The sequence below is a fragment of the Dietzia natronolimnaea genome, assembly GCF_002289575.1.
Classification (GTDB): domain Bacteria; phylum Actinomycetota; class Actinomycetes; order Mycobacteriales; family Mycobacteriaceae; genus Dietzia; species Dietzia natronolimnaea_A.
The window spans coordinates 75,627-90,445 of record NZ_NTGA01000012.1; the positions used below are offsets into that span (position 1 = coordinate 75,627).

Genomic DNA, 14,819 nt, shown 5'->3' on the forward strand with positions numbered 1-14,819 from the left:
GACTCAGGCGGTGACGATCATCCGCACCGGCGTGGGGTCGAAGCCGTTGCACGGGTTGTTGATCTGCGGGCAGTTGGAGACCAGGACGATCACGTCGCGGTCGGCGCGCAGCGCCAGGCGCTTGCCGGGCGCGGAGAGTCCGTCGACGATCCCGAGGGTGCCGTCGGGATCCACGGGCACGTTCATGAAGAAGTTGACGTTGGGGACCAGGTCCCGTTTGCCCAGTCCGTGCCGGGCCCCCTCGCGGAGGAAGTTCTCCACGCAGGCGTGTTGGTGCCGGGTGTGGTGGCCGTACCGCAGGGTGTTGGACTCCTGCGAGCACGCACCGCCGAGCGTGTCGTGGTTGCCCACCTCGTCGGCCGTGATCGTCACCAGGGGCTCGCCGGCGTCGTCCCGCAGCACGCTGTCGGTGGTGAGGAAAATCGACCCCTGGGCGGCGACGGTCGCCGGGGCACTGTAGCGCCGGGTGGGGTCGTGCGCGTCGTAGAACAGGGTGTCGACGGCCTGGTTGCCCTCGAGATCGACGATGGTCAGGGTCTGCCCCCGGTACAGGACGCGGGACCAGGCGGCCCGGGCGGCGACGGTCTCGTCGGCGACCACGGCGCCGCCGGCGAGTGCGAGGTCTGCGGGGGGAAGCTCTGCGGGGGGAAGGTCTGCGGGGGTGACGGTCGAACGTGTCATGGGGTTCTCCTCAGTCGATCTGCGTGAAGGCGCGGTGGGCGGCCTCGGAGTTGGCGACGGCGCGGCGGTACTCGAGGTCGTCCCCGACGCCGGGGAAGGAGCCCGCCAGGAGGGCGTCGAGATCCTGTGAGGCGCTCCAGGCCAGGAGCTCCACGCTCCCGGCGTGGTACCGCGTCGACGGGTCGAGCGGGTGGTCCGCGACCGCGACGGCCACGACGACGGGCAGGTGCAGGATCAGGTCGACGGTCGCCCCGGCCCCGGCACCGCCGGTGGACACGAGCGCCCCGTCGTCCGCGACCCGGACGCCGTGGAAGAACGACACGGTGTGGGGCAGGTCCCGCTCGGTCAATCCGTGCTTGAGAGCGGCCAGCAGCAACAGCTCCCGCCCCGCCGGTGACTCGGACTCCGGTGCTCCGGCCCCGTAGCGGGCGACGTTGCCGGCCAGCGTCGAGGCGCCGCACAGCGCGTCGTGGTGGCCGGAGGTGTCCGCGACGATCGTCGCGAGCACGCGCCCCTGGTCCGAGAGCAACGGATGACCGGTCCCGAGGTAGGCCTGCCACGGGACCTTGACCGTGTCGGCGGTGTTGAGGCGCTCCCAGGGGGCGTCGGCCCGCCACATCATGAGCGAGGCGCAGGCCGTGCCGTCCCGGTCGGTGAGGCGGATCCGTGTGCCGCGGGCCAGGGTGAGCGCGGTGTACCGGCCGCCGGGGATCGACTCCGCCCAGGTGAGACGGTCGGTCGGGATGTCCGCCGGCGGGTGGGGCCAGTCGGTGGCCGGAACGACCGGCATGGCGTCGGTGATCGCGCCGGCCTGGGCACGGGCGTGTTCGCGGGCGCCCGAGGTCGTGGACGTGCTGTCGGTGGTGCTGGAGTCGGTCGTGCTGGATTCGGTGGCGCTGGTCATCAGGTCACTCTCCGATCGTGACGGGTTTGGGATGGGTCTTGCCGCGGGGGAAGCACAGGATGCCGAGCCCCACCACGGCGAGGACGGTCAGGACGCCGGCCCATCGCATCCACGGGGTCTGTCCCGAGGGGTCGAAGATCTCCGTCCGGGGCCAGGCGAGGTTGACCGTCATGAGCAGTCCGTACCCCACGGCCAGGACGTTGACGGGGATCCCCCAGCGGCCCAGCGAGAACAGCGGCTTGCCCTCGGCGTCGGTGAGCCGGGGGCCGTTCGGCCATCCCCGGAGGCGGCGCAGGAGCAGCGGCGCGGTCACGCACAGGTAGGCGAGGTAGATGAGGATGATGCACACCGAGGCCAGGGTCGCGAAGATCGCGGCGTTGCCCATGTTGACCAGCAGGATCGCGATGCACGACACGCCGATGAGCACGGCCGGGGCGATAGGGGTACCGGTGCGTGGGTTGACGCGGGACAGGGTGGCCGAGAAGGGCAGGCGCCCGTCGCGGGCCATCGAGAACATCAACCGGGTGGCCGCGGTCTGGATGGCGAGGGTGCAGATGAAGATGGCCACCACGACCACCACGAGGAGCACCTTGCCCCAGAAGTTCCCGAGCACCGAGTTCAGGACGTACGGCAGCCCCTCGGTGGCCAGCCGGCCGTCGGTGAGGCTGGGCGCGGCCATGAGCGCGGCGAGGATCATGAGTCCGCCACCGAGGGCCGAGACGGTCAGGGCCATCCGGATGGTCCGTGGAGCGACCCGGCGGGGGTTGACGGTCTCCTCCGCCAGTTCGCCGGCCGAGCCGAAGCCCACCATCACGTAGGCGGCCATGAGGCCGGAGACGACCCAGGCCCAGATGTACCCGGGCTGGTCCCCCATGCCCGCGGTGTCGAAGACGACCTGCGGCCCGCGGACGGCGTGGGTCAGCAGCGCGAGGATCACCGCGACGACTCCGACGATCTCGCAGGTCACGCCGATGTTGTTGACGTAGGCCATCCACCTGATACCGAGGGAGTTGATCGTGGTGGTGATGACGAGCAGCACCAATCCCAGCAGGACGGCGTTCGCCGCGCCGGAGGGCGAGGTGAGGGCCGGGTCGTCGCCGATGATCTGGAAGCCGGACCAGATACTGGGCAGCACGACCTGGAGCGCGATGGCCGCGGCGGAGGCGGTGACGATCTGGGCGAGGATCATGAACCAACCCCCGAACCACCCGACGATCTCGCCGCCCATCCGCCTCGACCACTGGTAGATCGCTCCCGAGAGGGGATACCGGGCCGCGAGCTCGGCGAAGCACAGGGCCACCAGGAACTGGCCCGCGAACACGATCGGCCAGGTCCAGAAGAACGCCGGTCCGCCGAACCCGTACCCCAGCCCGAACAGCTGGAAGATCGTGGTGAGGATCGAGACGAACGAGAACCCGGCCGCGAACGACGCGAAGGTGCCGAGGCTGCGGTGGAGCTGCTGGTCGTAACCGAGGTCGGCGAGGTCGTCGTGGTCCCCGCGACGTGCGGGAGCCGGGGTGGACTCGTCATCCCGACCAGCGGGGACCGGGGTGGCGAGGCCGGAGGGATCGCTCATGTCCGGGGCTCCTCTCGGGGTGGTTGTCGATAGCAGGAGCCCGAGCTGCGCCGGACCATTTCCTGTCTGCCGATAGTTTTCCCCTCGCGTGTGACCCCCGGGTTGCCCGGTGTTTCCATCCGATTAACAGGCCCTCACGCCTCTGCCCACCCCTCGCCGGGCGGCCCGGTCGCATGATCGAATGCCCCCATGCCGACCCCTCGTGACCCCCGCGACCAGCGCGCGCGAGCCTGGTCGGACGGGGTGCGGCGCGAGCTCACCGCACGACTGGGCCCGGCGGTCTCCCGCGCCGTCTGGGTCAGCGGATCGGTGGGCCGCGGGGAGGCCGTCCCGGGGAGCGACCTGGAAACCCTCGCCGTCGTCGTCGATCCCGACGCCCCCCGTGACCCCGGCCGACCCGACGGCCGGGCGGTGCGCCGCGCCGTCGCCTCCACCGACCTCTCGCACGAACCCTGGTTCGCCGAGACGTCCCCCGCCTCGGCCGCCGATCCCCGCCTGATCCGGAGCGTCGCCGGGTGGACGCGGGCCGCCGACGGGTGGGCCGACGCCCCCGCGCGGGACCTGGGGGTCGTCCACCTGGGACTCCTGGCCGACGCCCGGCCACTGACGGACGGCCACGACGACCCCGAACTCCTGCCCCGTATCGCCGCCCGAGCCGTGGCCGGTCACCCGGGGATCCTCACCGACATCCTCGCCGACGCACTGTCCACCCGCGCATCGGTGCCGTCCCGGCTCACCCGCGCCCTGCGGTCGGACCCGGTCGTCGACCTCAAGGCCTGTGTCCTCACCCCGGTCGTCAAGCTCGCCCGGTGGGCCGCGCTGCGGGCCGGGGTGACGGCCACCTCGACCGACGCACGCCTCGAGCTCGCCGCCGACCCCCGGGTCCTGCCCGACGACCGCTGGGAGGCCCTGCGCGCGGCCACGCGCTTCGCCGCCCGGCTGCGGTGGGAGGTCCGCCTCCGTGCCGGGTCCGACGGGCCCGGGAGCGACCGGGTCCCCCTGTCCGCCCTCACCACCGCCGAGCGCGCCGGACTGCGCTCCACCGCTCGCGAGATCGCGGGCGCGCAGCGCACCCTCGACTACCTGCGGTCCACAGGCGAGCTCCGGGAGCCGGGGTGACCCGCCATCCGGCCACCAGCGCGATGCTGGCGATCTCGGCGCTGGAGGGGTGGAGACCGGAGGAGGACGACGACGAGATCCTCGACCTCGTCGACAGCGCGGCCCCGGGGCGGCTGATCCGCCTCCACGTCCGCAACGCGTTCCCCCCGGAGGCCACCCGGCGTCCCCGGCCCCGGATCCTCGCCCGACGCACCCCGTACCTCATCCGAGGGACATCCGTGCTGGAGAACTCACTCGGCCTCACCTCGGCCCGGGCACTCGGCCGCGCGGAGGCCCTGCTCGCCGTCGCCGCGGGGGCACGTCTCCTCCGCGATCCCGCGCACGCCCCCCGGACGGTGTCCGGGGTCCACGCGGCGCTGTTCTGCGACGTGTACCCCTGGGCCGGCCTGCCGCGGATCGTCGGCCTGAGCAAGCAGGGGTCGGCGTTCGCGCCCACGGCCCGCGTCGCCATGATGACCGCTCCGCTCGAGAACCCCGCGGATCTCGTCGCCGACGCCCTGTCGTCGGCGTCCGGCACCGCCAGCCGGACGACGACGGTGGCGATCGCACTGGCCAACTGGTACGCGCGGTTCAACTACGTCCACCCCTTCCGGGAGGGCAACGGGCGGGCCGCCGCGGTCGCCGCGCTCCTCGCCGCGCGCGCCCACGGGGTGGACCTCGACTTCACCCGGACCGATCGCGGGTCGTGGGTCCAGGCCGCGGTCTCCTCGATGCCGGTGCCCCCTCGCCGGAGCGTCGATCCCACGGCGCACCGGTTCGAGTTCCTCCGTGTCACGATGGATCGGAGCGTCACCCCCTAGGACCCGTATCGCGGGTCTGCGCCCGAAAGGAGCACCGTGTCCTCACCCGGACGGCCCCGCCTCGTGGACCGGCGCCGTCCCGGGGCGACCCCGGCAGAGGAGATCCTGGACGCGGCGGCGGAGTTGTTCACCACCCGCGGGTACACGGCGACCTCGACCCGGGCCATCGCCGACGCGGTGGGCCTGCGGCAGGCCTCGCTGTACACGCACTTCCCCACCAAGGCCGCGATCCTCGTCTCCCTCCTCGACACGACGGTGCGCCCCACCCTGGACAGGGCCCGGGGGCTGCGCGACGGGAGCCGGGACCCGGGGGAGGTCCTCCGGGAACTCGCGACGATCGACGTCGAGGGACTCCTGGCCTCGCGCTGGAACATCGGGATGCTGTACGTGCTCCCGGAGCTGGCCGGGGAGGACTTCGACGAGTTCCGGGCCGCCCGCTCCGAACTACGGGGGATCTACCGGGAGCTCGTCTCAGGGTGTCGTCCCGACCTCGACCCCGGTGATCCGGTCCTGGACCTGCCCTTCCGGGTGGTCGAGGCCGTGATCCCGCACCGTCAGGACCACCCGGGGGTCGCGGTGGACGCCGCTCGATGGGCGGCGGCCGCGGTCCGCGTGATCGGCACGGGGTGAGCCGACCTGTCGTAGCCGTGGGGCACGATGACGTTGTGACCGGCTCCCAGTCCCCCGCCGCTGGCCTTCCCGTGGCCGACGCTCCCGTCGCAGGCTCTCCCGTGGTGGCCGAGATCCGTCGACTCCGCGCGCACGACGCCCTCGGTCGCATCACCGTCATCGTCGCCTCGTTCGGTGCCGCGCGGGACCTGGTCCGGGCGCTGGCCCTGTCCGGCGGCGCGGCGGGCGTCGCGGTGCGGACCGCCGACCAGGTGGTCGCCGAGCTGTCCGCACCCGCCCTGGCCCCCCGCGCCGCGCTGCCGTTCCCGCTCCTGGAGGCGGCAGTGGAGAAGGCCCTGGACGCGGACCCCGGCGAACTCCGGGCGGTGGCCGGCGAGCCGGTCACCGGCCAGGCGGTGGCCCGGGCCTGCCTGCGGCTGGGAACCGTGGAGGCGGGGTCGGTGGCCGCGGAGAACCGGCTCCATGCCGAGGTGCTCCGGTTGTCGGAGCAGGCCCGTGCGATGACCGGCGCCACCTACTACACGCAGTTCGAGGCGGTCTCGGACGCGCTCGAGAGGCTCGACGGTCTCGGCCGCGTCGTCCTCGCGGCCCCCTTGAGGGGAACAGAGGCCGAGCGACGTCTGCGCACCGCCCTGGACGCGCGAGGGGTCACGCCGATCCCCGGGACGGGAGCCGACCACCTGGCCTCCGCGGCGGAGCCCGACGGCGACGGCGCCGTCACGGGAACCTACGTCCTGCACGCGTCGGACCCGGATGACGAGGTGCGGGCCGTGGTCCGGTTCGTCCGCTCACGCCTGGCGGACGGGACCCCGGGGCACCGGATCGGCGTCTACTACCCGTCGCCGGATCCCTATCTCCGACTGGCGCTCCGGGCGTTCTCGGAGGCGGGGATCGTCGTCAACGGACCCTCCGCCACCGATCTCGGTCGCACGCCCGCCGGCCGGTCCCTCGTGCGACTACTCGCGATCGACCCGGGACTCATGCCGCGCGCCGACCTGCTCTCGATCGTGGCCGAGGGAGCCGTGGTGATCCTCGACGAGCAGGGCGCGTCGGTCTCGTCCCGTCGGCTGGAGTTGCTCACCCGCACGCGTCTCCCGGTCATCGGAGCGGGCGACTGGGCCCGCCTGGCCGACCGCCTCGCGGACCGGGGTGATCAGCCCGGGGACGGGTTCACCGACTCCGACCGGGCGGCCGCCGCGGCGTTACTTCGCCTCGTCGACAGGATCCGGTCCACCCTCGGCGCCCTCGAATCCGCACGGACCTGGTCCGAGGTCGGTGAGACGCTGGACGCCCTGCTCACCTCGGTCTTCCGGCAGACCCCCGACCGGGCGGCGGTGCAGGCCGCGGTCGGCTCTCTCGCCGACCTCGACACCTTCTCGCCCGCGATCACCCGCGAGCGGATCGTCGGAGCCGTGTCCACCCGGTTGGACTCGATCACCGAGCGGGTCGGCGAGGAGGGGGCGGGCGTGAGCCTGGGTCCGATCGACGACGCGGTCGGCCGGGACCTCGACACGGTGTGCGTGGTGGGCATGGCCGAGGGACTGTTACCCGTCCTGCACCGACCCGACCCGCTGCTGCCCGAGGGAGCGGTCGGACCGCCCGCCTCCGAACTGCTCGACGAGCGGTACCGGGTCCTCCAGCTGGCCCTGTCGGCGGGCGCGAACCGTCGACTGTGCTCGTTCCCCCGCGGGTCGATGCGGGGCGGCGGACACCGCATCCCGTCCCGGTGGCTCCTGCCCACGCTCTCGCGCCTCACCGGCCGGCAGGTCCACGCCACCCGGTGGCAGGACGCCGTGGCGGGGTGCCCCGCCGTCACCGCGGTCCCCTCGTTCGTCGACGGCGTCCTCTCGCCCGCACCCCTCCTGGGTCCCGATCCGGCCACCCTCACCGAGCTGCGCCTCCGTGAACTGGCGGCACGCGGGTGGCGGGCGGGACCCACCGCGCCGGAGCCACTCATCCGGGCTCACGAGATGCGCAGGGACCGGAGGCTCGGTGTGTTCTCGCGGTTCACCGGAGACGTGTCGTCAGTGAACGACCTGGTCACGGTTCTCGACACACCCGTCTCGCCGACCCGCCTGGAGGACTGGGCCCAGAGCCCCTACCTGTTCTTCCTCGCGACCGTTCTACGAGTCCGCGTGCTCGACGACCCGGCGGCGGACATCGAAATGGACCTCCGCGAGTACGGCGACCTGGTCCACGCGATCCTGCAGAGATACGTGGACGACCGACTCGAGCTGGGGGTCGGTCCGGATCGTGACCTGCTCATGCGCGCCCTCTCGGAGGAGTGCGACAAGGCCGTCGCCGCGGCCCCCGGGCTGCTCGCCCCCCTGTGGCGCCGGCGACGGATGCTCCTGGCAGCCGAGCTCGGCCGGTGGTTCGAGGAGGACAGCGCTGATTCGGATGCTGGCTGGCGCCCCACCGCCACCGAGTTCGGATTCGGGCGCGAGCTGCTCGGAGAGCCGACGGCCCGGATCCCGTTCGAGGTGAGCACCTCCCGCGGACCGGAGACCCTGCTCCTGGCCGGATCGATCGACCGACTCGACGTCCGGGATGGTGCGCAGCGCGTGACCGACTACAAGACCGGCACGCCTCCCGGGGCGGAACTGCGACCGGGCGAGGACGACCCCACCGTGGCCGGCACCCGGTTCCAACTCCCCTTGTACGCCGCGGCCGCCGGCTCCGCCGGGCACATGGCCGTGAGCGAGGCCCGCTACTGGTATTGCACCGAACGCGGCGGCTTCGAACAGATCTCCCTCGCCATCTCGGACACCGTCATGGACCGGGTCCGCTCGGACGTCGGCCACCTGGTCGACGCCATCCAGCGGGGATGGTTCCCCCTCAAGGGCGGGCGCGGATCCTCCCGCGACCTGGCCGACCTCCTCGGAGGAGCGGACCTGGACCGCACGTGGGAGCGACTGTCCGGGCGGGAGCCACTGGCGTCCCATCCCGCGTTCGCCGGCATCGTCACCGGGGACACCGCCGGGACCGGATCGGAGTCGACCTCATGAGCACGCTTCACGACCAACCCGCCCGGGACCGGGTCGAACGGGACACCGCCGCCACCCTCTTCGTCGAGGCCGGGGCGGGCACCGGTAAGACCCACGCCCTGGTCCGCCGGCTCAGCACCCTCCTCCTCACCGACGGGGTGCCCGTGGACAGGATCGCCGCGATCACGTTCACCGAGAAGGCGGCCGCCGAACTGCGTGACCGGCTGCGGGTCCACCTGGTCGACCGTCGGGACGGAGGAGACCACCGCGCGGACGCCGCACTCGCCGGGCTCGACACCGCGGCGATCGGCACCCTGCACTCGTTCGCACTGCGCCTGCTCTCGGAGAATCCGCTCGAGGCCGGGATACCCCCGAAGGTGACCGCCCAGCAGGACACCGCCGAGGCCACGGCCGTGGAAGCGATGTGGCAGGAATGCGCGAGCGTCCTGTTCGGCGGGGACCGGGACGGGGCGCGCTCCGGCATCCTGGCCCAGGCGGTCGACGACATGCTCGACGCCGGCGTCGGCACCCTCGCCTTCCGCGAGATCGTCGAGGCGCTGCACCGCGACTGGGACCGACTCCCGCGCGGTCCCCTCCACTCCGGCGGGGTTCCCGGTTCCGAGCTACCCGCCACCCCCGATCTCGCGGAGATCGTCGCCGCGATCGGGTCGATCATCGGCTGGCGCGAGTCCTGCCAGGACGAGACCGACAAGCTCTACCAGACCCTCTCCAAGCACGAGGACTGGCTGAGGGACCTGCAGTCGGCGGCCGCGGATCCGACGGCCTCTCCCACCTGGGTCGAACTCCTCGCCAAGCCCCTCGGTCCCGGAAGCGGGGGCAAGGGGCCCAACTGGGGTGGGGCCGACACCGTCAGGGGGATCAAGGAGGAGATCAAGCGACTGCCCTCGATCTGCACCGAGGTCCTGTCCGCCCACTGGCGCCCCCGCATCGCGATCGTCCTGGACGCCCTCATCCCGGTCATCCACGGGCACGCCGAGGACCGGCGCCGGCGCGGCACGTTGCAGTTCCACGACCAACTCGTCCTGGCGCGGGAGTTGCTGCAGGACCCCGCGGTGCGGGACCGGGTCAGGAGCCGGTACACGCGCATCCTCATCGACGAGTTCCAGGACACCGATCCCATCCAGCTCGACCTCGCCGTACTCCTCACCGCCGAGGACGGCCGACAGGGCGCCGGGGCGAATTCGGGGTCGGTGTCGGGGCCAGTATCGGGGCCGGTGGCCGGGAGGCTGTTCACCGTCGGCGATCCCAAACAGTCCGTCTACCGTTTCCGCCGGGCGGACATCTCCACCTACCTGCGGGCGCAGCGGATGGACGGGGTCGAGCTCGAGCGCCTGACCACGAACTTCCGGTGTTCGCGGGCGGTGCTGGACTGGGTCAATTCGGTGTTCTCGGAGGTGATGCTCGCCGCGCAGGGCGTGCAGCCCGGGTACCAGGAACTGGAACCGGGTCCTGATCGGCCCCCGCACGACCCCGCACACGGGCCCCGGCCGTTCGTGTTCCGCACCGAGGACGTGCCCGCGCTGCCCGATCACTGCCCCGCGGACGCGAATGACGACCTCACACGGCACTGGACCGAGGCCTCCGATGTCACACGGGTGATCGCGACCGCCGTCCGGGAGCAGTGGACACACGAGTCCAAGGATGGCGGCCACACCCCGCTCCGCCTCGGGGACATCGCGATCCTCCTGCCCTCCCGGGGCTCCCTGCCGATGATCGAAAAGTGCCTCGACCACGCAGGGATCGACTTCCGGACCGAAGCGTCGTCCATCGTCTACGGCACCCCCGAGATCCGGGACCTCCTCCTCGCCGTGCGGGCCGTGGCCAACGCGGCCGACGAGGCGTCGCTCGTCGGAGCGCTCCGCTCCCCGCTCTTCGGTTGTGGCGACGACGACCTGCTCCGTTGGCGTGCGGCCGGTGGGGCCTGGGCCCCCGGCGCCCCGGCGCCCGACCACCTCGTGGACTCCCCCGTCGCCGTGGGGATCGACTACCTCTCCGGCCTGTCCCGGCGGAGCCGACGGCCGGGCGAGATCCTCGAGGCACTCGTCCACGACCGGATGGTCTTCGAATCGGTCGCCGAGTCGCCCCGCCGGCGCGACCTGTGGCGACGCATCCGATTCGTGATCGAACACGCCTGGCAGTGGGAGGACTCCGCCGCCGACCCCGCCCGCGCCGACCTGCGCGAGTACGCGGACTGGGCGCTGGCCCTCACCGCCGAGGACGCCCGGGTCCCGGAGGCGGCGATACCGGAGATCGGGGTCGACGCCGTGCGCATCACCACGATCCACGCCGCCAAGGGTCTCGAGTACCCGATGGTCGTGCTGGCCGGGATGAGCCGCAAGTGGCCCGGTGACCGGGACAGGCTGCTGTGGACGGACGACGAGCCTCCACGGCCCGCGGCCTCGTTCTCCACCTCGGTGCGCGATCCCGGGTTCGCACGGGCCGCGGAACGCGAGGCAGAACACTCGCTGGCGGAGCGGATCAGGCTGTTGTACGTCGCCGCCACGCGCGCGGAGAGTCGCCTCGCCGTCTCCGGGCACGGATACGTTCTGACCAAGGAGACCAACCCGAAACCCCGGAAGCTGTGGGGTTCGCTCCTCGGTTCGGTCATGGAGGTGCCCGACGCGCCGCAGCTGGTGCCCTACGGACAGGACCTGCTCGAACCGGCGCCCGCACCCCCCGTCGACGTCCCCGGACGGGACGAATGGAACGACCGCAGCCGCGAGGTCGTCGCCCGTTCCGCCGAGCGAGCCGGGTGGTCGGCGACCCGGATCGCCCATCACCCCGCGGGCGGTCCCGACCCCTCGCTACCCGAGCAACTGGCCGCTGCCCTGTGGGACCGTTTCGCGCCCGCTCCCACGCGTGAGGAGGAACTGCCGCCCGCACCCCGTACGGTCCCCCTGGCCTCCGGTCCCGACGTCGGCACCGCCGTCCATCACCTGGCCGAACACACCGATCTCGCCGAGCTCGCCGCAGCAGCCCCCTCCTCGGCCATCCCGGAGTGGGAGTCGTGGGCGGCCGATCAGCTCACCGCCCTCGGTCTCGGTGGCGGCGTCCGCGGCGCCAGGTCCCCCGAGGCCGTCGAGGAGATGGTCGCCGTCGCCCGCACGGCCCTCACCTCGGACCCCGTGCGGAGGGCGGCTGTCCGCCCGCACTGGGCGGAGTTGCCGGTCGCGGGATCCCTCACCACGGCCGACGGCACGTCCGTCGCGGTGGAGGGAGTGGTCGACCTGGTCGTCGACCACCCCGACGGGTCCCTGTCCGTCATCGACTACAAGACCGATGTCGCCGTCACCTGCGCCACCGTGGACGACTATCTGCTCCAGCTGTGCGCGTACGCCGAACTCCTGGGCGCGACCACCGGCCGGACGGTCAGCCGCGTCGACCTCGTGTTCTGCCGCGGCGGCCGGGCCACCGTCATAGGTCGGGACCTCAGCTGAGGTTCGTCCACGCCACGCGCCCGTGCGTCGCGGCAGCGATGGCGGCATCGCAGGGTTCGCCGGTGGTCGCCGCCCGGTACAGCTCCACCAGCAGGTCCACGACCGAGTCCCACACCCGGTGGAGCGGTTCGTCCCCGCCGTACGCCCAGACCGCTCCGGCACCCGGACCGTCCCGGTAGGAGACCGCGTACCCGTAACCCCGCCTCTCCGCGATCGGCCACAGTCTCCCGGCCCAGGTCACCCCGGGCCCCGGTTCCGAACCCAGCCCACCGGTGGCCATGGCGCGCTCGAACATCCGCGCCTGGACATCGAAGCCCTGGGCCGGGTCCAGCGGGTCGGCGAACGGCAACAGTCCCTCGACCGCGTCCAGGCCCGTCCGGCGGAGGTGCCAGGCAAGCGTGCGGATCCCCACCGAATCGTCGACACCGCAACTGTCGAGCAACATGCCCGCCCGGGAATCGGACGCCCGGGGATCATCCAGCCACGCATCGGGCAGCCCCTCCACCTGCACGATCTCGGCCAGCGCGTCGCACAGTTCCCCGACCTGCTCGTCGAGCACCACCGAGGCGTCATCCACGCGTCCGGACCGCGATCGACGAACCACCTGCCCGGTCGATGCGGGAGCCCCGGTGGTCACGGGAGCCACGGTGGTCACGGACTCCTGTGTAGCCGAACCGTCGCCCCTCTCCCCCTCCATCGCCCACCGGATCCGTTCGAGGGCGCCGTCGAGATCGGCGACCCACTCCGGCCGGGCGACGGAGGGGCCCGCGTCCATAGGGGCCGGTGCCGGTGCCGGTGCCGATCGGACGTCGTCCTGCCGCAGGGCCGGGATCGAGCCGGTGACGTCGGCGAAGAGGTCCAGCCGGTCACGGCGGCTGTCGCGCATCCGGTCACGTTCGGATCGGGTGAACGACATCACCGGGAGCATGAGGAGCAACGCGGCCTGCCGTCCTGAGAAGCCGAACCCCAGCTTGAGGGCGCGACGCGCCTCGACTGGGGAATCCGAGCGCCGGATCGTCTCCATCACGGCCGTGAGGTCCTCACACGCCAGGAGCACCGCCTCGGCCTCGTCGAACGCCCTTCCCGCATGGTCTCCGGGCTCGAACCACCCTCCGAGTGCACCCATAGCTCCCACGCTGATCCCCCGATCTTCCCCACCGTCGAACAGACCCGGCCCCCACCGGTTCCAGGCGAGATCCTACGCGGGTGGGCCCTGTGGCGGTCCTGCAGCCGCAGGGCCCGGAGGGGGGCTCAGCCGGCGGCTGTGACCGATCTCTCCGGCTGTCACACCGCCTTGACCAGTGCGTTCCGTTTTCTACTCAGATTCCTATCGACGACCGAGCGTTCCCGTGGAAAACGAACGTAGGGTCCTGGACATGAACGGACATCTGATGCTCGAGGACGGGGGCCGGAGCCGTTCCGTCCCGGTTCCTCCTGCTGAGGGCCCCGAGGAGGAGGCCCGGCCCGAGGCCCGCCCCGGCTTCGACGACCACGGGATCCGCGAGGCCGCCCCGGCTGCGGTCTTCCCCGCGCCGCTGACCGCGGTCTCGGCCGCGGCGACGGGCGGGGTGATCGGCCTCGGCGCCGTCTACGGCGTCGCGGCGCTTCTCGCCGACACCCTGGTGGGTGTGGCGCTGCTGGTGCTGGTTTTCGCGCTGACGATGGCGGGCCCCCGAGTCCATTCCATGGCCCGGACCGAGGTGGGCCGCACGGTGGCGGTGGTCCTCGAGGCGATCGCCTTCGGTGGCGTGCTCGGCGCGATCATCGTGGTGCTCTGAGCCGCGCCCCCAACTCGTCCACCAGGCCCGCCTCTACTCCGGCGCCGTCCACGAGGTATCGACGGACATCGCCGAACTCTCGGTTCAACGCTGTCAGCGACCGCCTGATGTTGGCCTCCTCGACCCCGATGAGCACGTCGATCGCCTCCAGGCGCTCGGGCATCTCCGCCCGGACGTAGGAGCGGATGGCGTTGACGAAGTCGACGGACAGCTCGCGCGTCAACATGTAGTCGGCGATCACGTCCTCCTCGCGGACGCCGGCGAGCAGCTGCAGGACGGCAGAGGTCCAGCCGGTCCGGTCCTTGCCGGCGGTGCAGTGCACGATCGCCGGGCCCGTCGACCGCGCCACGGCGCGGACCACGCGTCCGAAACCCGTCCGCTCCTCGTCCCCGACGACGAATCGCTCGTACATGATCGCCGTCTCCCTCCGGGCGTCCTCGACGCTGTACGTGCCGGCCCCGGTGAAGGCGGCGGCGGAGGTGTTCCCGGCGAGCACGTCGATCGCGAGGTAGTGGGCCCCGTCCGGGATCACATCGGGCTGACGGACGATCTCCTCGTCGGTCCTCAGGTCGACGACGGTGCTCACCCCGAGCCGGTTGAGCACGCCGAGGTCGTCCTCACCCACGGACAAGGTGGTGGACCGGTAGACCAGACCGCGGGCCATGGTCCCGGACGGCTCGAGGGCGTATCCGTGGCCGGCGACGTCACGGAAATTGTGGACGCTGGTGAGTCGGACGTCCCCCGGCGCCGGACCGGACGCCCCGGCCGCTGCACTGACATCCCGGACGACCTCGGCGTCGACCCCGGTGTTCACGCGCGCATCTGCGCCCATTGCGCGTCCCCTTCTCCGCGTCCACTGCTCCGCACCCACTCGGGCTCCCGCGCG

Annotated in this window: 11 protein-coding genes; 6 read left to right on the forward strand and 5 right to left on the reverse strand. The window is 72.4% G+C overall.

What is annotated here, in order from left to right; all coding sequences use genetic code 11:
- Positions 1–3 precede the first annotated feature (3 nt).
- From CEY15_RS06185 to CEY15_RS06195, 3 genes are read right to left on the reverse strand one after another with little or no spacing between them, the layout of a single operon-like run.
- The gene (locus CEY15_RS06185) at positions 4–681 is read right to left on the reverse strand and encodes an urea amidolyase associated protein UAAP2 (RefSeq protein WP_095717726.1); all 678 of its coding nucleotides are present in this window, start codon (positions 679–681) and stop codon (positions 4–6) included.
- 10 nt (positions 682–691) lie between these two features.
- Positions 692–1,585, reverse strand: coding sequence for an urea amidolyase associated protein UAAP1 (locus tag CEY15_RS06190; protein ID WP_017835457.1), 894 nt, complete (start codon positions 1,583–1,585; stop codon positions 692–694).
- A 4-nt stretch (positions 1,586–1,589) separates the two neighbouring features.
- A complete protein-coding gene (locus CEY15_RS06195) occupies positions 1,590–3,161 on the reverse strand; it encodes an amino acid permease (RefSeq protein WP_095717727.1) in 1,572 nt (523 codons plus the stop codon).
- A 189-nt stretch (positions 3,162–3,350) separates the two neighbouring features.
- Here CEY15_RS06195 and CEY15_RS06200 point away from each other — a divergent pair, with 189 nt between their 5' ends.
- Genes CEY15_RS06200 through CEY15_RS06220 form a run of 5 tightly spaced genes read left to right on the forward strand, consistent with a single transcriptional unit; the run spans position 3,351 to position 12,155 of the window.
- Positions 3,351–4,280, forward strand: a complete 930-nt coding sequence (locus CEY15_RS06200) for a putative nucleotidyltransferase substrate binding domain-containing protein (protein ID WP_095717728.1) — start codon at positions 3,351–3,353, stop codon at positions 4,278–4,280.
- The gene (locus CEY15_RS06205) at positions 4,277–5,080 is read left to right on the forward strand and encodes a Fic family protein (RefSeq protein ID WP_095717729.1); all 804 of its coding nucleotides are present in this window, start codon (positions 4,277–4,279) and stop codon (positions 5,078–5,080) included. The genes CEY15_RS06200 and CEY15_RS06205 overlap by 4 nt, the downstream gene beginning before the upstream one ends.
- A 36-nt stretch (positions 5,081–5,116) precedes the next feature.
- Positions 5,117–5,710 carry a TetR/AcrR family transcriptional regulator gene (locus CEY15_RS06210; RefSeq protein WP_042328789.1) on the forward strand — a complete coding sequence of 198 codons (594 nt, stop codon included), beginning with the start codon at positions 5,117–5,119 and terminating at the stop codon, positions 5,708–5,710.
- A gap of 35 nt (positions 5,711–5,745) precedes the next feature.
- Positions 5,746–8,718: a PD-(D/E)XK nuclease family protein gene (locus CEY15_RS18940; protein WP_095717730.1), complete on the forward strand. Its 2,973-nt coding sequence runs from the start codon at positions 5,746–5,748 to the stop codon at positions 8,716–8,718.
- A complete protein-coding gene (locus CEY15_RS06220; RefSeq protein ID WP_095717731.1) occupies positions 8,715–12,155 on the forward strand; it encodes a UvrD-helicase domain-containing protein in 3,441 nt (1,146 codons plus the stop codon). Before CEY15_RS18940 ends, CEY15_RS06220 begins: the two co-directional genes overlap by 4 nt.
- Here CEY15_RS06220 and CEY15_RS06225 read toward each other — a convergent pair.
- A complete protein-coding gene (locus CEY15_RS06225) occupies positions 12,148–13,281 on the reverse strand; it encodes a DNA gyrase subunit A (protein WP_095717732.1) in 1,134 nt (377 codons plus the stop codon). The two genes, CEY15_RS06220 and CEY15_RS06225, sit on opposite strands and share 8 nt — an antisense overlap.
- 250 nt (positions 13,282–13,531) lie before the next feature.
- On the opposite strand from CEY15_RS06225, the gene CEY15_RS06230 reads away from it, so the two are divergent.
- Complete coding sequence (locus tag CEY15_RS06230; protein ID WP_017835449.1) at positions 13,532–13,933, forward strand: hypothetical protein; 402 nt, start codon at positions 13,532–13,534, stop codon at positions 13,931–13,933.
- On the opposite strand, the gene CEY15_RS06235 is transcribed toward CEY15_RS06230, so the two are convergent.
- The gene (locus tag CEY15_RS06235; RefSeq protein ID WP_141244218.1) at positions 13,917–14,765 is read right to left on the reverse strand and encodes a tyrosine-protein phosphatase; all 849 of its coding nucleotides are present in this window, start codon (positions 14,763–14,765) and stop codon (positions 13,917–13,919) included. The two genes, CEY15_RS06230 and CEY15_RS06235, sit on opposite strands and share 17 nt — an antisense overlap.
- Positions 14,766–14,819 lie beyond the last annotated feature (54 nt).